16 protein-coding genes are annotated in these 18,224 nt (G+C 63.4%); 6 read left to right on the forward strand and 10 right to left on the reverse strand.

The window, feature by feature from the left end:
- Positions 1-18: 18 nt before the first annotated feature.
- A complete protein-coding gene (locus BMZ70_RS08945) occupies positions 19-210 on the forward strand; it encodes a hypothetical protein (RefSeq protein ID WP_092277684.1) in 192 nt (63 codons plus the stop codon).
- Here BMZ70_RS08945 and BMZ70_RS08950 read toward each other — a convergent pair.
- The 7 genes from BMZ70_RS08950 to BMZ70_RS08980 form a co-directional block, all read right to left on the reverse strand.
- Positions 207-905, reverse strand: coding sequence for a Crp/Fnr family transcriptional regulator (locus BMZ70_RS08950; protein WP_307183682.1), 699 nt, complete (start codon positions 903-905; stop codon positions 207-209). The two genes, BMZ70_RS08945 and BMZ70_RS08950, sit on opposite strands and share 4 nt — an antisense overlap.
- A 122-nt stretch (positions 906-1,027) precedes the next feature.
- Complete coding sequence (locus BMZ70_RS08955) at positions 1,028-1,270, reverse strand: hypothetical protein (RefSeq protein ID WP_092272610.1); 243 nt, start codon at positions 1,268-1,270, stop codon at positions 1,028-1,030.
- Between the two features lie 94 nt (positions 1,271-1,364).
- Complete coding sequence (locus tag BMZ70_RS08960) at positions 1,365-2,252, reverse strand: alpha/beta hydrolase (RefSeq protein WP_092272613.1); 888 nt, start codon at positions 2,250-2,252, stop codon at positions 1,365-1,367.
- Positions 2,242-5,292, reverse strand: a complete 3,051-nt coding sequence (locus tag BMZ70_RS08965; protein ID WP_207231516.1) for a glycosyl hydrolase family 28-related protein — start codon at positions 5,290-5,292, stop codon at positions 2,242-2,244. The genes BMZ70_RS08960 and BMZ70_RS08965 overlap by 11 nt, the downstream gene beginning before the upstream one ends.
- A 4-nt stretch (positions 5,293-5,296) precedes the next feature.
- Positions 5,297-6,646 (reverse strand): gluconate:H+ symporter, encoded by a 1,350-nt coding sequence (locus BMZ70_RS08970; RefSeq protein WP_092272618.1) that lies wholly within the window; start codon positions 6,644-6,646, stop codon positions 5,297-5,299.
- A gap of 3 nt (positions 6,647-6,649) precedes the next feature.
- Positions 6,650-9,622 (reverse strand): TonB-dependent receptor plug domain-containing protein, encoded by a 2,973-nt coding sequence (locus tag BMZ70_RS08975; RefSeq protein WP_229205349.1) that lies wholly within the window; start codon positions 9,620-9,622, stop codon positions 6,650-6,652.
- 39 nt (positions 9,623-9,661) lie between these two features.
- On the reverse strand, positions 9,662-10,162 hold the full coding sequence (locus tag BMZ70_RS08980) for a gluconokinase (protein ID WP_229205350.1): 501 nt from the start codon (positions 10,160-10,162) through the stop codon (positions 9,662-9,664).
- Between the two features lie 295 nt (positions 10,163-10,457).
- On the opposite strand from BMZ70_RS08980, the gene BMZ70_RS08985 reads away from it, so the two are divergent.
- From BMZ70_RS08985 to BMZ70_RS09005, 5 genes are all read left to right on the forward strand, one after another.
- A complete protein-coding gene (locus BMZ70_RS08985) occupies positions 10,458-11,735 on the forward strand; it encodes an MFS transporter (RefSeq protein WP_092272624.1) in 1,278 nt (425 codons plus the stop codon).
- Positions 11,736-11,932: 197 nt separating this feature from the next.
- Entirely contained in the window at positions 11,933-12,571 is a 639-nt protein-coding gene (locus BMZ70_RS08990; RefSeq protein WP_092272627.1) for a response regulator, read from the forward strand.
- A 42-nt stretch (positions 12,572-12,613) separates the two neighbouring features.
- The gene (locus BMZ70_RS08995; RefSeq protein WP_092272630.1) at positions 12,614-14,278 is read left to right on the forward strand and encodes an ATP-binding protein; all 1,665 of its coding nucleotides are present in this window, start codon (positions 12,614-12,616) and stop codon (positions 14,276-14,278) included.
- A 67-nt stretch (positions 14,279-14,345) separates the two neighbouring features.
- A complete protein-coding gene (locus BMZ70_RS09000; RefSeq protein WP_092272633.1) occupies positions 14,346-14,723 on the forward strand; it encodes a response regulator transcription factor in 378 nt (125 codons plus the stop codon).
- A gap of 12 nt (positions 14,724-14,735) precedes the next feature.
- Positions 14,736-16,511, forward strand: coding sequence for a methyl-accepting chemotaxis protein (locus tag BMZ70_RS09005; RefSeq protein WP_092272636.1), 1,776 nt, complete (start codon positions 14,736-14,738; stop codon positions 16,509-16,511).
- Positions 16,512-16,622: 111 nt separating this feature from the next.
- On the opposite strand, the gene BMZ70_RS09010 is transcribed toward BMZ70_RS09005, so the two are convergent.
- From BMZ70_RS09010 to ligK, 3 genes are all read right to left on the reverse strand, one after another.
- A complete protein-coding gene (locus tag BMZ70_RS09010) occupies positions 16,623-17,066 on the reverse strand; it encodes a cache domain-containing protein (protein ID WP_092272639.1) in 444 nt (147 codons plus the stop codon).
- Positions 17,056-17,352 (reverse strand): DUF1932 domain-containing protein, encoded by a 297-nt coding sequence (locus tag BMZ70_RS28555; protein ID WP_207231515.1) that lies wholly within the window; start codon positions 17,350-17,352, stop codon positions 17,056-17,058. Before BMZ70_RS28555 ends, BMZ70_RS09010 begins: the two co-directional genes overlap by 11 nt.
- 177 nt (positions 17,353-17,529) lie before the next feature.
- Entirely contained in the window at positions 17,530-18,213 is a 684-nt protein-coding gene (ligK, locus tag BMZ70_RS09020) for a 4-carboxy-4-hydroxy-2-oxoadipate aldolase/oxaloacetate decarboxylase (RefSeq protein ID WP_092277688.1), read from the reverse strand.
- Between the last annotated feature and the right edge of the window lie 11 nt (positions 18,214-18,224).

An 18,224-nucleotide genomic window follows, 5' to 3' on the forward strand; every position in this document is an offset into this window, starting at 1 on the left:
TGCTGCATGGACACGCACATGACAATTCGCCCGCGCCGCAAGGCCCCGCCCGCCGTGTATGCGCTACAGCGCCAGATGGCGGCGGTGCGCCGGACTGTGACGGCGCTCACCGTCGACGAATCGCAGCGCGCGGCGCGCTGGGCGCAAGCCTGGTACCAGGTGGTGCAGCGCAAGCTGGACCAGCTGCAGCACCGGACTCACTTGCATTAAGCGTGGGAGTAGCAGCCGCCGGCGCGCTGCTCCATGCCGCTGCGGTCGATGACGGTGACGCAGCCGCGCCGGTACTCAATCAAGCCCTCTTCCTGCAGCTTGCCGGCGCAGCAGGTAATCGACTCGCGCCGCACGCCCAGCATATTGGCGATCAGCTCCTGCGTCACTTTCAATTCATTGGACAGAGAACGGTCCAGCCGTTCCAGCAGCCAGCGGCACAGGCGCTGTTCGATGCTGCCGTGGCGCACACCGGCCACCGTCTGCGCCAGCTGGGCGAACAGCGCGCTGGTGTGACGCATCAACTGCTGCGCCAGCGCGCCGCCACTGAAGAAGGCTTCGCGCAGCACCGCGGACTTGATGCGGTAGCCGTAGCCGGCGGTTTGCACCACCGCGCAGCAATGGGAGCGTTCCTGCTCATACATCGACACCCCGACCACACCTTCGCGGCCAACCACCGCCACCTCCGCCACGCCGCCGTCTTCGGTCACATGCTGCAGCGAGACGATGGCGTTGGTGGGGAAGTAAGCGTATTCCATCAGGTCGCCGGCGTCGAACAGGCGCTTGCCTGCTTCCAGCGGCACCAGGTCGAGGTGGGTGAACAATTCGAGCAATTCTTCGCGCGACAGGGCGCGCAGCAATTCATTCTGTTGAGCGCCAGCCAGACTGATCGTGGGCGCAGCATTGCTTGCGTACATAGCGTGCCTCATCCATAAAGTTTTGAGATGAGTTGCACTATATCGCTGCTATGTGCGCTGGCTTATAGGAGCACGGACCAGCCCTGTGTAGGCTGGGAACATAGTCGTATGTCAGCGTGTTCCTACAGGAATTTGTTGGCGCGCGAGCTTTCTTCGATCATGCGTTCGTCGCGCGAGCGGCGGCGGCCGGGGTTGCGCCGATGTTCCGGTTCGGAAATAACGCGTTTGATGACGTCCTCGGCCACGCCACGGTGGCTCAGGTATTCGGCCGCGCTCTCGGGGCCAAGCCGGTCGGCCCGCTCGATGCCGGCCTCCACCAGCTCGGCCGATTGATGGTCGGGGCGGAAAGTTTGCGTGGTAGACATCGCTGCCTCCTGAATTGGGAGAGGGAAATCCAATTCTCGGATTCTACCGCAGCGGCCGCCGTGCGGAAACGCACGTAGTGGCGGCCGCGCAACTCTACTGCGGCGACGGCACGCCGAGCGGCGCACGGCCGTTGCGCGGGATCAACCAACCGCCGTCGCTGAGCCAGTCGGCCAGCCGGTCCGGCCAGTGCACGTCGGAAAGCCGCTCCGAGCGCTGGCCCATGTTGAAGGCGTGGTCGGTGTCGGCGTACAGGTGCAGTTCGGCCGATACGCCGGCGCCTATAAGTTGCTGGTACAGAGTCAGCGCCGGCGGCATGCAGCACTTGTCGGCCGAGCCGGCCACGATGAAGGCCGGCGGCGCGTCCTGCGGCGCCCTGGCTGGCGAGCCCAGCGGGCCGGGATAGACCAGGATCTGGAAGTCCGGCCGCGCGCTTTGCTTGTCGATAGCGTCCTGACGTACCGGTGGAGATGGCTCGGGATTGTCCGCCACCAGCGACACCAGCTCGCCGCCGGCCGAGAAGCCCATCACACCCACGCGCTGCGGATCGACGCCATACTCGGCCGCATGGGCGCGCACCCAGCGCACGGCGCGCCGCAGGTCGGCGGCGGCGTCGTTCTCGATCGAGTAGCTGGAGCCAGAATCGCGCGCCAGCCGGTACTTCAACACGAAGGCCGTCACGCCGACGCGGTTGAGCGACTTTGCCGCCACCATGCCCTCGTTCTGGAATACCAGCATACGGTGGCCGCCGCCCGGCGCGATGATGACCGCCGCGCCGTTGGCATGGCGCGGATTGGCCCGCGCCACCGTCAGCGACGGATCGTGGATGTTGCTGACGTAGGTGTTGTCGACTTTCTCCGCTTCGTTGTGGCGTTTCTCGGCGCCCGGCGCGCCTTCCGGCCACAGCCTGGCCGCCTGCGGCGCCTGCTGCGCGCTGGCTTGCGCGCAAAGCACCATCAGCAAACATGCGAGTTTATTGCGCATGGAATTCTCCTGTCGCGTACAGCGAGTGATGGGTGAGGATGAACAGCGTACGGCCATCGGCGCCGCCGAAGATCAGTTGCAGCGGACGTTCCGGCACGTCGATGCGGCCGATCTCCTTGCCGTCCGCCGCGTACACGAACACCTGGCCGTTGGCGACGTAGACATTGCCGTTGCGGTCCACCGCCGCGCTCTCGCCACCGCGATTGGCCGCCAGCTTGAGGTCCGTGATGCCGCCGCCCGCGCCGATCACGCCGCTGAAGGTGCGGTTCTCGGAGCCGTTGGTGAACACCACGCGGCCGTTGGCGCCGGCCGACACCAGGCCGTGCGTGTCCAGCGTGTCGGAGAAGCGGTAGCCGAGATGGTCGTTCGGGCCTTGCTTGAACACGCGGTAGGCAGGCAGCACCAGGCTGCCGTCCGGCGAGACGTATTCACGCGCCTTCGGCTTGGCGACGTCGCGTGCGAACATCTCGGCCAGCGTGGTGAATTCGTAGGTGTCGAAATTGAGCTGGTCGCGGAACTCGCCGTTCTGCCAGAAGTTCACCGGCACCACCGTACGTGCGCCGGCGTTGGCCTTCACCGGCGTCGGCTTGATGATGGTGACCGGGCCGGCCGGCTGCCCGGGATTGAAAGAGTACACCTTGCCTTCCGGCCCGGCCGACGACAGCACCATGATCGCGCCGCTCTTGTCGATGGCGAGGTTGACCGGATCCAGCGGCGCATCGCGCACCACCGCCAGCCCGCCCTCTTTCGACCAGCTGTAGATGCGGTTGAAACGGCGGTCTACAAAATACAGTTTGCCCTGAGCGTCCACCGCTGCGCCGGCGATGGAGTAGAAGTCGCCTTCCAGCTTGTCGACCTTGGCCGCCGCGAGCGGGCCGGTGGCGGCGCGCGCCGGAGCGGCTGCATTGGCCGCCGTGGCAGGGCCGATATCCAGCACCGCGAATTCATGCTCGCGCACTTCCTGCTTGCGCGTCAGATCCTGCAGCGTGTTTTCGAACGGGTATTTGCTGGCGCGCAGATAGGTATCGCAGCCGTTTTCATCGCAAGTGGCAAAGCCGCTTTCGGCATTCACGTGCACATTGCGGAAGCGGATGTCGCCCGAGTTGGTCATCTTCACCGCCGACACGGCCGGCTTGATCGAGCGCGTCACGCGATACGCATGATAGTTAGCGAAGGTGATGTTGCGCGAGTTGCGGATCTCAAGCGACACCGCATCCATGCCGTCTCGCACCTCCTGCTCCGTTTGCGGCGCGAGGAATTCCCAGTTCTCGACATTATCGAGCACGATCTCGGCGCGGATGTGGTGCTCGGCCGACAGCTCATACACCTTGCCCGGCGTCTTGGTGTTGGAGACGTAGAAGCCTGCTTGCGCAAAAGTGCTCGGCGTCCAGCACGCGACAAACGTCCCGCCACCGCCATCGGTCACCCAGATGCTTGGATACTGACGGTCCCAGTGCAGCGTCGGATCGAAGTTGGCGGATTTCTGATACGGGTCGCGGCGCTTGCCGTCATACAGCCGCGTGCCGTGGCCGCCCTGGATGCGGATATCGTCCACCAGCGAATCGGCGCCCGCCCTCCACAGCAGTGCCGTGGCGCGCGGATTGACTTCGCCGGTGGCGAGACCAAAGCCCGTCACGATGGCGTCGCCGCCCTTGGCGCTTTCCAGCAGCGCCTTCGGACCATCGGCGCCGGCGTAGGCGGCCGAACCATTCGGCAGCACCAGTTGCGTCACGCCCGGATGCAGGCCAATCAGCACCGTGTCCGGTTTCAGCCGGATGGTGTCCTGCACCATGTAGAAGCCCTGCGGCAGGTATACCACGCGCTTGCTGTCGATGGCCTTCTGCACCGCCGCCGTGTCGTCGGTCACGCCGTCGCCCACCGCGCCGAAATCACGCACGCTGGCCCACTGTTTGGTCGCAGGCAGCGTGCGCATCACCGGTGCGCGCTGCGCCGGCAAGGCTTTCAGTGCTTCGCCCTTGACGTTGGTGGCGAACTTGCCGGTGCTGCCAAGGCCCGGCAACATCAAGCCGTAATTGAATTCGCTGATGCGGTAAGCCGCACCGTAGCCTGGCACGGTCTTGCCGCTGTCGCGGAAGCGCGCGAACACTGGCGTGTTTTTGGCGACCGCGTTATCAAACCCGACCTGCGTGTAGACGTTGTCCTCGTTGCTGATGATGACCGCCGCCTTCGACACGTTCTCGAAGCGCACGTCCTTCCCCCACAGCCAGTCGCCGTAGCCACGGCTGACCTCAATGCCCACCGGCGTGTTGCGGATCGAGGTGTTGATCAGCGTGAGGCCGGCCTCGTGGCCGCGTATCGCCGCCTCGCGCTGGCCCTCGAAGGAGGAATCCATCAGCGTGTACTGCCAAGCGGGCGAGGTCTTCTCGGTCAGGATGCCGTAACGGCCGCCGTAGAATTTCAGGTCGAAGCTCTCGTTGCCGACCATGTACACCCCCGCCAGACCAGAGCCGATGTGGAAGTCCATGTGGCTCAGGTAGGAGTGCTGCGCCGTGCGCAAGCGCACCGCCGCTGCCGCCGGATTGCCGTCGCCGATTTCGATATCCACATTGCTCATGGCCGAATAGAAGGTCGCCGAATTCGCATCGCGCACGTTCTCGCTGTACGGCACCGCGCTCTTCACCGGCACCGGCACCTTGCCAACCGTGTACTGGTCGCCGCCGGTGAACACCACCATGTTGGCCACGCCTTTCTGGAAGCCCGGCGTGTTCGCACCCAGCACCAGCACCGGCCGCGTCGGACCGACGCCGTACAGGCGCACCGCCAGCGGCACCAGCAGCGAGCGCGTGATGCGGTAGCGGCCGGACGGCAGGAACACCACCCCGCCCTCGCCCTTGTTGGCGGCGGCGTTCAGCGCCTCCTGGATCGCCGCCGTATCATCGGCACGGCCGTCAGCCACCGCTTTCACCTTAACGGCGCGCGGATCGTCCGGCATGGTCTGGTAGGCCGAAATCGACGCGGCCTGCACCAGCATGGGCGCGGCAAGGGCTGCCGCGGCCAGCATATTCAACATTGGTTTCATCTGTTTATCCTATGAAGGCAGAAAGAATCAATACGAAAACAAGTCCGAACACGCCAACCAGCGTTTCCATCAGCGTCCACGAACGGAAGGTATCCTTCAGCGACAGCCCGAAATACTCCTTGAACATCCAGAAGCCGGAGTCGTTCACATGGCTGCACATCAAACTGCCGGCGCCGATCGCCAGCACCATCAGCGACGGATCGATACCGGAGGCTTGCACCACCGGCGCCACGATGCCGGCCGCCGTCAACCCGGCCACCGTCGCGGAGCCGAGGCAAATGCGGATCAGCGTCGCCACCAGCCAGCCCAGTACCAACGGCGGCACCGGCAAAGCGCCCAGCTGCGAACCCAGTTGCGCGCTGACGCCGGAATCGACCAGCACCTGTTTCAGCGCGCCAGCGCCGGCGATCACCAGCAGGATAGGCGCGATATCACGCAGAGCATCCTGCGCACCGGCCATCAGCACCGGCAGCTTCTGGCCGCGCGCCACGCCCAGCGTGAACACCGCCACCACCAAAGCTGCCAGCATCACGATCATCGGATTGGCGACGAACGCCACCAGCGATTTCAGCGCCGGATCGGCAATCGGCAGCATGCTGGCGCCTGTGGCGGCGGCCAGCAGCCACACCGGCAGCAGCGCGGTTGCAAAGCTATTGAACACGCCGGGCAGCTCGGCCTCGTCGCGCAAGCCGCTGCGGAACATCGGCGCCGGTTCGGCCTTGATGCGCTTGAGCGTCATGGCGAACAGCGGGCCAGCGATAATCAGCGTCGGCACCGCGACCATCATCCCGTAGAACAGCGTGCGGCCCATATCGGCATGGAACTGCGCCACCAGCGCGGTCGGCGATGGATGCGGCGGCAGGAAGCCGTGCGCAATCGACAACCCGGCCAGCAGCGGTATCGCCAGCGCCACCGCCGGCCGTCCGCTCTGGTACACCAGCGAGAACACCAGCGGCACCAGCAGCACGAAGCCGACGTTGTAGTAGAGCGGGATGCCGGCCACGAAGCCGGTCAGGGTCAGCGCCACCGGCATGCGCGCGGAACCGAACACGCCGATCAGATAACTGGCGATGCGTTGCGCCGCCCCGCTATCGGCAATCAGCTTGCCGAACACCGCGCCAAGGCAGACGATCACGATCAGCGATCCAAGCAGATCGCCGATGCCTTTGTCGATGGACTTGGGGATGCTTGCCAGCGGCATTCCCAGCAACAGGGCCGCCAGCAAAGCCGCCGCCACGAACGCCAGCAGCGGCTGCACCTTGGCCCACGCGATCAGCAGCGTGAGCGTACCGACTGCCAATGCCACGGCAATCAGCGCCCATGCTGCCGGCGTCACCCCGAAGAGCGCGGCCATCGCTTAGAAGCTGTAGCGCATGCCGACGCGGTACACGCGGCCGATCACATCGTACAGCGCCGGGTTGATACCGAAGCTCAGGTTAGTCTGAGGCGCGGCGGCCGGATCAACGTTGCCGATGTTATCGATCTTGAAGAAGGCCGTGCCCTTGTCCGAGAACTTCCAGCTGCCGCCCAGGTCCACGTAGAAGGCGCCCTTCATGTGGTTGTTGTAGATGGTCGGATGGATCACGGTCGATACCGGGCAGTTGGTCTGGCACTCGATAAACTCGTTGCTGTACTTGCCGCTGCTGATCCAGCGCTCGCTCAGGGTCAGGCTGTATTTATCGGTATCCCACGACTGCGACAGCAGGCCTTTCCAGCGCGGCGTGCTCCCCAGATTATTGCCCGCGCCTTCCGATGGAATGGTGCCGACTACGCCCGGATCGGTCAGGAAGCTGATGTTACGGGTCAGCAGGCCACGCACGGTGAAGCGGCCCGGCAGGTTCCAGTCCTTCAGGTTCATGCGGTACGAGGCTTCCAGGTCGTAGCCCTTGCTATGCAGCGAAGCCAGGTTGAAGGCTTGCACCGTCACGTAGTTATTGGTCGACACCGCGTTATTGAGCGACATGGCGCCGCAGATTTCCTTGTTACCGGCCACGCACAGATCCACTTCCTGCTGCGCGCTCAGCGACGAGATCACGCCATTGACCTTGATGTCGAAGTAGTCGACCGACGCGCTGAAGCCCGGCGCCCAGCTTGGACGATCCAGCACAATGCCGAAGATGTTGTTGCGGGCGATTTCAGGACGCAGCTTGGTGTTGCCCACGGTGCGCTGCTGGATGGTGACGGTGTTGCCCTGATACTGGACGATGTTGTTGACCACCACCGCCGCCGCATACAGCTCGCTCAAGTTAGGCGCGCGCACGTCTTTCGAGGTGACTGCACGCAAGCGCAGGCCGTCGATGCCGGTCTTCCAGTTGGCGCCCAGCTTCCAGCTTTCCACGTGGCCGGAGGTGCTGTACTTGGTGTGGCGGTCGGCGACGTTGATGTTCGCCTCGCCCCACGTTGCCGATTTCAGCACCGGCACGTTCAGCTCCAGATAGGCTTCCTTGACGTTGTAGGTGCCGGAAGCGTTGTGGTAGTTACCGGCGTACCAGTTGTTGCCGACCGTGGAATTCAGGATAGGGTCGGCCGGATACTGCGCGGTGTTAGGCGAATCGGCGAAGATGCCATTGCCATATGGGTCGCCGTTGACGCGGTACGACTCGCGGCGCCACTCGGCACCAGTCGCCACGGCAATCGGGCCGGCCCACGATTCAAACGCTTCGCCGTTGATATTGAAGCTACCCACGTCCTGCTGCTGACGGGTGTGCTGCTGCGGGCCGTTTTGCGGTGCCACGTAGTTCCAGGTCGCCGCGCTGACCGGCACATTGCCGATGATGTTAAGCGGGACGCAACCGGAAGCGCGTGCCACCTCGTTGCGGCACACGATGCTGCCGTCGGCCAGCTTCACCGCGTCGATGGCAGCGTTGTAGCGCGCGTTCAGCGTCATGTCGTGCACGATGATGTCGGTGAAGTTGATGCCGCGTTCTACGTAAGCGTCATAAGTCCATTCCTTGCCGAAGGCCGGGAAGCGGCCATTCGCCCCGACGGTCAGGCGGCGCATTTCGCGGGTCGGATGGACGTTGATATTTTCAGGGAAGATGGCGTTGGCCGTACCGTACTGGAAGCTGGTGATGTTATTCGCCGCGCATGCCGCCGCGATGGAAGCCGGCAGGTACGGGTTCGAGCACTGGATGGTCAGGTTGGCGTTCTTGGCCGCGCCGGGATTCGGCGAGAACTCCGACTTCACTTTGCCGAAGTTGGCGGTGAAGTAGATCTCGTGGTCCGGATTCACATCAAAGCCCACGCGGGTGTATGCCACCTGGCGGGTCAGGTCCATCGCCAGGTTGGTGCCGGCGCCCACGCTGCCGCTCAAGTCACCGCCGATGCAGAATGGATTGACGCAGCCGGTGACCGCGCCGGTGCCGGTCGGTACGCCGTTGGAGCCATACTGGAACTGGTACGGCTGGCCGTTGGCGCCGAACGCCGTGCCTTGCAGCGGGCCGTTGGTAATCAGGCCGTACTTGGCGTACTGGTACTGCTGCGCGTGTTCGATGACGGTGTACTGCGGCTTGCCATCGTTGGTCTGTGACAGTGGGCGTACTTGATACGCCGGATTCTTGTACCACGTACGGCCGTTAGGCCCCACTTCGCCGAAGCCCGGCGACTCGATGCCCTTCTCGCGGCCATATTCCACGCTGCCCGTTACGTGCAGGCGGTCGTCCATGAAAGCCTTGCCGAAGGCGGCTTGCAGGGTGCCGTTTTTGTCGTCGCTGTAGGTGGTCTGACCGCCTTCGACGTTGAACTTGAAGCCTTCGTATTTTTTATCGGTGACAAAGTTGACCACGCCGCCGATGGCATCCGAACCATACGATGCGGACGCACCGCCGGTCACCACATCCACGCGCTTGACCAGCAGCTGCGGGAACTGGCTTACGTCAGTCACGCCGGTGACGTTGGCGCCGACCACGCGCTGGCCGTCCAGCAGCGTCAGGGTGCGGATCGGGCCGAGGCCGCGCAGGCTCAGGGAGCTCAGGCCCTGGATGCCGCTGGAGGTGCTGTTGGTGCTGGTGGTGCGGCCGGTGCTGCCCTGCAGTGCAGGCAGTTCGGCGATGGCGTTGAACAGGTTAGGCTTGGCGGTCTTGGCCAGGTCGTCGGAACTCAGTACGGTGGTCGGCGTCGGCTGGGTGAAGCCGCGCGCCGAGATGCGCGAGCCCGATACGGTCACCACGTTGTCAACCTTGGCTTCCGGTTCGGTGGCGGCAGCGGCAGGTGCGTCGGCTTGCTGGGCCTCCGCGACTTGCTGTGCGTGGGCCGCCGTGATGGCGATCCAGCTGCAAGCGCTGGCCACGGCCAGGCGCATGATGGTGTTACGGGTAGTCAGTGTAGTCATGGTCAGTCTCCAGTCTAATTATTTTGATTTTTTTACTACTTACTTCTGCTCCCGGATCTGCGTCACCAGTTCCGTGGGCGGTGTTTCGATATCGAGCGTGATGCCTGCTTCATCGGGTTGCAGCGGTTCCAGATCGCGGAACTGGCTGTCCAGAAGAGAGGTCGGCATGTAGTGGCCGACGCGCGCCTGCATGCGCGCGGCGATCAATTCTTTGGGACCGTTCAGGTGCGCGAAGCGCAGCGCCGGATCGCCCAGGCGCAGCAGGTCGCGGTAGCGGCGTTTGAGCGAGGAGCAGGAAATCACCAGGCCTTCGCCGCGCAGCCGCGCCGCGCTGACCTGCGCCTGCAGCGCCAGCAGCCAGTCGGCGCGGTCGTCGTCGTTCAGCGCCTGGCCGGCCGACATCTTGGCCACGTTGGCGGGCGGATGGTACTGGTCGCCCTCGACGAAAGGCACGCCATTCGCCGTCGCCAGCGCTTGTCCGACCGTGCTCTTGCCGCAGCCGCTCACGCCCATTACCACCCAACGGATACTCTGCTGCATCCACATCTCCAAGGTTAGATAGCGCTAACATATCGTTTTAAAAAAATAGATGCGAAACAATTGCATCTACCTAGTGATTTTTTTGTCAGCGCTAAGATAGCGTTATCATTTTTTAAGGACTTTAGCTTACCGTCGGAATTTGTAAAGCCAAATCCATGCTGCGGCGCAGCACACGAAGCCCGTGTAATGCTGATTACCGCTGCTGCTGCGGCGCACCACAAACTGCGGCACAAAAGCCACACTGTGGGTGCTATGCTACGTTTGCCCTATTTTCATCAACCGACAAAAACAAAACATGCACAACACCGAGACCGCACGTCCGCTCACGCGCCAGGACTACAAAACCCTGTCCCTCGCCGCGCTGGGCGGCGCACTGGAGTTCTACGATTTCATCATCTTCGTCTTCTTTGCCAACGCCATCGGCCAGTTGTTCTTCCCGCCCGAAATGCCGGACTGGCTGCGCACCTTGCAGACCTTCGGCATCTTCGCGGCCGGCTATGTTGTGCGTCCGCTGGGCGGCATCGTGATGGCGCACTTCGGCGACCTGCTGGGCCGCAAGCGCATGTTCACGCTGTCGATCCTGATGATGGCGGTGCCGACGCTGGCCATCGGCCTGCTGCCGACCTACGCCAGCATCGGCCTTGCGGCGCCGATGCTGCTGTTGCTGATGCGTGTATTCCAGGGGGCGGCGGTAGGCGGCGAAGTGCCGGGTGCGTGGGTATTCGTGTCCGAGCACGTGCCGTCCCGTTACACCGGCTATGCCTGCGGCGTGCTGACGGCCGGCCTCACCTTCGGCATCCTGCTTGGATCGCTGGTGGCGACCGCGCTCAACACCGCCTACCAGCCGGCCGAAGTGCAGGCTGGCGCATGGCGCGTGCCGTTCCTGCTGGGCGGCGTGTTCGGCCTCGGTGCGATGTACCTGCGCCGCTGGCTGCATGAGACGCCGGTGTTTGCCGAGATGGCGCAGCGCAAAGCGCTGGCGGCCGAGATGCCGTTGAAGTCCGTGCTGCGCAGCCATCGCGGCGCGGTGGTCGTCTCCATGCTGCTGACGTGGATGCTGTCGGCAGGCATCGTGGTGGTGATCCTGATGACGCCTGCGCTGCTGCAAAAGGTCTACCACATCGACCCGCGCACCTCGCTGGGGGCGAACACGGTGGCGACCCTGGGACTGGCGATAGGCTGCGTGGTGTATGGCGTGCTGGCCGACCGGCTGGGCGCCAAGCCGGTGCTGTTCGTCGGTGCGCTGCTGCTGGCGATCTGCACCTACGTGTTCTACACCACCCTGCGCGTGCAGCCGGAACTGCTGCTGCCGCTGTACGGCCTGACCGGCTTCTGCGTCGGCGTGGTGGGCGCGGTGCCGTGCGTGCTGGTGCAAGCCTTCCCGGCGCAGGTGCGCTTCTCGGGCCTGTCGTTCTCGTACAACCTGTCCTACGCCATCTTCGGCGGCCTGACGCCGGTGGTGGTGACGCTGATGCTGAAGAACGATCCGCTCGGCCCGGCGTGGTATGTGATCGCCGTCTGCGCCATCGGCATGCTGACCGCGCTATTTATCCGTAAAGCTGAACTTCACTAATCCGGCGCTGCGTCATCAACAGCAGCGCCAGTGTCAGCATGACGCTGGCGGCGGGTTTGGGAACAACAGGCCGACGCAGTGGCTGCTTGACGCGTTCATGGAACCAGTTATCCTATACAACATCGTCAGTCTCAAGAAAACAATAATAAAATGATTAACCTGGAACTCACAGGCAAATTAAACCGCTTGGAAGCCAATTGAAGCCGCGTATCCTGCTGGCCGACGACCACGCGATAATCCGCTACGGCTTGCGCATCTTGTTGGAAATGGCCGAGATGGAGGTGGTCGGCGAAGCCAGCGAAGGCCGGCAAGCGGTGGACATGGTGCAGGCACTGCAGCCGGATGCCGCCATTTTTGACCTCAGCATGCCTGGCTTGAATGGCATCGACGCCGTGGCTATCCTGCGCGATCGCTGCCCCGGCACCCGCATCCTGATCCTGTCGATGCACTCGAACTCCGAACATGTGCACCGTGCCTTGGCGGCAGGCGCCTCGGGCTACCTGCTGAAGGGTTCGGTGAGCGAGGAAATCGTGGCGGCGGTGCGCGCCGCGCTGGTAGGACGCCGCTACCTAAGCGGCGAGTTGGCGCACATGGAAGACAATCCGTCTATCGGCGCGGGCGATACCGGGCCGCTCGGGCGCTTGAGCGCACGCGAACGCCAGGTGTTGCAGTTGGTCGTGGAGGGCCACTCGAGCAGCCGCATCGCAGCGCTGGTACACCTGTCGCCCAAAAGCGTGGATACCTACCGCAGCCGTATCATGCAAAAGCTCGGCGTGCGGGACGTGACGGGACTGGTCAAGCTCGCCGTTGAGCACGGGCTTACGCCCGGAAGCTGAACCCAGGGTCGCCCCAGCCATGCCTAACACGCAAAGCCCGACATGATCAACGATCCCGTACTGCAGACTTGCATCGTAGGCGCGTTTATCACGCTGATCGCCAGCGCCATTAGCTCATATCTATGGCGCCAGGACCGCAGCGAGCGATACCTGCTGTTTTGGTCAGTGGCGTTCGCTGGCAGCAGTTTACGTTGGATGTTGCACTACCCTGCACGCGTCGACGAGCTGGCACGCAACCTGGAGGGTGCCGCATTCCCATTGCTGCTCTGGCTCCAGGTGTTGGGCTGCTATGCAATCCTGCCTGTCAGGAAGACGCCCCGCAAGGTGGCAACCTGGGCCACCAGCATCCTGTTCGCCATATACGAGGTGCAGACCATTGCGCACGGCCCGTCGCTCAATGTGGCATATATAATTTTCATCAGCGTCCTCGCATTCAGTGCCTACTGCATGTGGCGCGCCTGGCAGATTGAGCGCTTGAGCGGCTACGTGTTCGCCATCGGCTGCTTCATCTGGCAGGCTGTCATGGTGAGTGTGATGCTGAATTGGCTGGGACGCGCGACCTTCGACCATATCATCCTGCCCCTGGTCTACAACACGGCGCTGATGCTCAGCATTGTGGTCATCGCGTTCCAGCGCCACCGGCGCAAACTGGAGGAGAGCGAGTCCACGCTGCAGAAGATCTTTGACACGGCGCCCGCACCTATCATCATTACGCGCCCGCCCAACGGCGTCATCGAACGGGCCAATGCCGTTGCCTTCGACATGCTCGGGCTCACTGCGGGCTCGGCAATCGGCAGCAACGGTGTCGAGCAAGGACTGTGGCGAGACCTGGACGAGCGTCGGCAACTGTATGGCGAGCTGGCGGCTGGACGCCCTGTGCGCGGCCGCGAAATCGTGATCACCCGAGGCGATGTCATGCGCATTCTGAGCGTGAACGCCGATCGGCTGGAACTGGCCAGCGGAACGCGCTACATCTTTTCAACGTTCGACCTTACCCATTTGCGCCAGGCGGAAGACGCGCTGCGCTTCACCGCCAAAGAAATGCAGCAATTGTACGCGCGCCTGGCCAATGCCGTGGACCAGGAGCGGCGCGTCCTGCACGCCGAACTGCACGACCAGGTCGGCGCCAACCTGGCGGCACTGAACCTTGAGCTGGATATTTCCATTAGCTTGCTGGCGCGCGGAAAAATGGAGGAGCTGCGGTGCCACCTGCAGAGCGCGCGCGAAGTCGGCGCCGAAACCATCGTGATGGCACGCGACCTGATGGCTGAATTACGCCCGCCCGCGCTGGACGACTTCGGCCTGCTGGCCGGACTGCGCATCTTTGCCGAAGTGCTGTCCACCCGCTTCAGCCTGCGCATCGACGCCGACGGCTCGCCCCCGGAGCCACGCCCTGGCCCCGGGGTGGAAAACACATTGTTCCGCATCGCGCACGAGGCGGTCATGAATGCCGTGCGCCATGCCGCGGCAACGCGCATCACCATCAACATCGGGCAGCAGGCGGGACTGCTGACATTGCAGGTCAGTGACGACGGCTGCGGCTTCGATCCCGCTGCGCCCTGCGACAGTCCCGACCACTGGGGCCTGAAGACCATGCGGGAGCGGGCCAGGTCCATCGGCGCAACCTTGCATATCGATTCCGCGCCCGATACCGGCACCCGGGTAGGCGTCACGCTGGATACCGGCCAGCCCGCACCACCGCGTTAGACGGATATTTGTTTCTGTACAGAACTCCCGACAGCTAGCGGCGCCATTCCGGCGCATAGTGAGGGCTGTGAAGATCCTGATCATCGAAGATAACCGGCATATGCGGCGCATGCTCAGTGAGATGCTGGGCAGTGCGCTGGAGCCCCATACGGTGCACGAGGCCGCCGATGCGCACAGCGCTCTCATTCTATGCCGCGACCTGGCGCCGGAACTGGTGCTGATGGACGTCGACCTGCCCGACGCCAATGGGATGGCCCTGACGACGACGATCAAGACGCTGCATCCCGGCGCCCGCGTGGTCATTTTATCGAGTCATCGCAACCAGGTTTATCAGGATGCAGCGCGCGCGGTGGGCGCCACCGCCTACGTCTTCAAGGATGAGATCCACGCCCGGCTGCTGCCGCTCCTGGCCGCCCTGCTGGCGGATCGTCCAGACCATATTTAACCGGAGAGAAAAATGCAAAGCTCTAGCATCAAAACAATGTTTGCCGCCACGCTGGCTGTCGTGCTGGGGATGGTTGCCATCCTGGGATTTGGCATACGCCAGCTCGGCACGGCCAACGAAGCGGTGTCCAGGGCCAATCAATCACGTTACGCCTCCTACTTGCTGGCAGACGAAATGCGGCAAAGCTCCGACGATCTGACGCGCCTGGCGCGTACCTATGTGGTGTCGGGCGACCCGAAATGGGAACAGCAATATCTGGAGATACTGGCCATCCGAAACGGCAGCAAGCCCCGTCCCAAGGAGTATGAAAAGATCTATTGGGACTTCCGGGCCGCCGATATCGATCCGGGCAAGGGCTACGAGGCGACAATTTCGCTGAACGATCTGATGAAACAAGCCGGCTTCACGGATGCCGAATTCGCCAAGCTGAAGGAAGCAGGCGACAACTCGAACGACCTGGTCAAGACGGAAACCATCGCCATGAACCTGGTCAAGGGACACCAGGCCGATGGCCAGCAAGGGTCGCCCGATCTGGAGAAAGCGCGCAGCATGATGCACGATGCCGCCTATCACCGCAACAAAGCCAAGATCATGAAACCGGTCGATGAATTTCTGAGCATGCTGGACCATCGCACCCATGCTCAGATTCTGGTGGCGGAGACAGCCAAACAGCGCTGGTTCACCATCCTGATCGCGCTCGCGCTGCTGCTACTGGTCAGTGTGAGCGCCGCACTGCACTATGTCTACCGCCAGATCGCACGCTCGTTGCAGCATGCCGTCCAGCTGTCCGACACGATGGCCGCAGGCGACCTGTCGCTTGAAATCGAGGCCGAGGGCCCTGCCGAGGTGGCCAAACTGCTGCACGCGCTTAAAATCATGCACGCCAATTTCGTCAATGTGGTGAGCAAGGTCCGCAGCGGCTCCGAAGGCGTGTCGACCGCATCGAGCGAGATCGCGCAAGGCAATATGGACCTGAGCGCCCGCACCGAGGCCCAGGCCAGCGCCCTGGAGCAGACCGCCGCTTCGATGGAAGAACTCAATTCGACGGTCAAACAGAATGCGGACAACGCCCGCCAGGCCAATCAGTTGGCGCAGAGCGCTTCCAACATCGCCAGCACTGGGGGCGACGTGGTGTCGCAGGTGGTGCTCACCATGCAGGAAATCAGCCAGTCCAGCAACAAGATCGCCGACATCATTAGCGTCATCGACGGCATCGCGTTCCAGACCAATATCCTGGCGTTGAATGCCGCCGTGGAAGCGGCCCGCGCCGGTGAGCAGGGCCGCGGCTTCGCCGTGGTCGCCACCGAAGTGCGCAGCCTGGCCGGGCGCAGCGCCGAGGCGGCCAAGGAAATCAAGCAACTGATCAGCGATAGCGTCCAGCGGGTCGAACAAGGCAGTGCCTTGGCCGACACCGCCGGCAGCACCATGACCGACATCGTCGCCAGCATCAAGCGCGTGGCCGACATCATGGGCGAGATCAGTTCCGCCAGCATCGAGCAGAGTCAGGGCGTGGCCCAGGTGGGTGATGCCGTCACCGATATGGATACGGTGACCCAGCAAAATGCCGCACTGGTCGAGCAAATGGCCGCCGCTGCCGCTGGGCTCAAAATCCAGGCCAAGGAACTGGTCGATACCGTGGCGGTATTCAAGCTGGCGGCCAGCATCGGCGGCCAGCCTGCGCCGCGACTCGCCGCCAAGACAAGCGCGGCGCCGCGCAAGCAGCTGGCCACCGCGCGCCAGCCGGCCAAAACGCCGCAGCCGGCCACCGCCGACTGGGAGGAATTTTGATGCCGGACGCAGCTATGTCGTCACCGGCAATCAGCGCTACCAGCGCGCCTTCCAGGATGTGCTGACCAGCACCTCGCTGGGCGACAGTTTGAACAGCTTCTCAGATTTGGCTTATTTGTAGAAACCCGAACCGACGATCAGGTCGCCCTGGCGTTCGATGTAGGATTTTTTATCCTGCATTTTTTGCGTGGCCGGGTTGGTCCATTTGTATTCGACCCAGCCGCTACCCTTGGTGGTGGCCAGGCTGACCATCTCTTTGTTGAAGTATTTACCGTCCATGTCCTTCACTTCGATCATGTCCTTGCCGACGGTGCGCGGGCTGCCGGGATTGCACAGCATTTTGGCGTGGATGTCGTGCACGTAGACGTAGCTGCCGTTCGGACGGAAGCCCTTGGCCGGATCGGCAAAGTCGACACAGGCTTTGTCGATGCCGTTGGCCTTGATGTAGGCCGAGGCTTTCTTGACCAGCGCCTGCGTGTCGTCTTCCGGCGTGGCGCTGGCCACGGCCATCATCCCGGCCAGCATGGCGAACGCTGCGATTTTTTTATACGTCATTTCTGTCTCCTTTGAGGGTTGTAAGAATACGGTCTGCTTCGATGCGCCAGTCGGCGCTGCGGGCAAAGGAACCGTCGCCTTTGCTGCCAAATCGTCCTGCTTCCGACAGGTCGGCCACCCACGCCTGACGCTCGGCGGTGCCGCGCGCCGACAATGGCGTCAAGCCCACATCGGCCACGGTGCGGGCGGATTCGCGCATTTCCTCGGCACGGCGGCGGCCATGCTCGATCACCATCGCCTCCAGTCCCTTGATCATCGCGCTGCGGCACGGCGGGATTGAGGTCATTATCGCACCTTCCACAAAGCGCGCGCCGGCGGCCTCGAGCGTCGCCCACAGGCTCGCCCAGCTTCAAGTCGACAACGCAAACAGCCACAGTCTGGCGGCGCAAGTCCTCCGCCAGAATGCGGCCCACTTCACCGTAGCCCACCAGGCCTACGGTCCACTCCTTGGAGCGATAGTGCATCAGTCGATGTATTTGAGACCCGCCTGCTCCAGCGGACCGCGCATGTTGTACATGTCCAGACCCAGCACGCCCGCCGCCAGCTTGGCGCGCTTCTCGGCTTCCAGGTCTTCGCGCTTCTGCGCCACGGCAGCCACGCGCGCCACGTCGGCGGCCGGCACGATCACCACGCCGTCGTCATCTGCGATTACGGCGTCGCCGGGATTGACCAGCGCACCGGCGCATAGCACCGGAATGTTCACGGAGCCCAGCGTCGATTTGATGGTGCCTTTGGCGCTGATGTTCTTGCTCCACACCGGGAAGCCCATCTCGGTCAGGAAGCGCACATCGCGCACGCCGGCGTCGATGATCAGTGCTTTCGCGCCGCGCGCCTTGAAGCTGGTGGCCAGCAGGTCGCCGAAGTAGCCGTCGGTGCATTCGGCGGTGATGGCTGCCACCACCACGTCGCCAGGCTGGATCTGTTCCGCTACCACGTGCATCATCCAGTTATCGCCAGGGTGCAGCAGCACGGTGACGGCGGTGCCGGCTACCTGTGCGCCTGCGTAGACAGGACGCATATAAGGCTTCAGCAAGCCCACCCGGCCCATCGCTTCGTGCACGGTGGCGCTGCCGAACTGGCCGAGGTGCTCCACGTGTTCGCGCTCGGCGCGCACGATGTTGCGCTTTACGATGCCGAGTTGGTTAATCAATGGCGTAG

Source organism: Duganella sp. CF402, assembly GCF_900109645.1.
Taxonomy (GTDB): Bacteria; Pseudomonadota; Gammaproteobacteria; order Burkholderiales; family Burkholderiaceae_D; genus Rugamonas.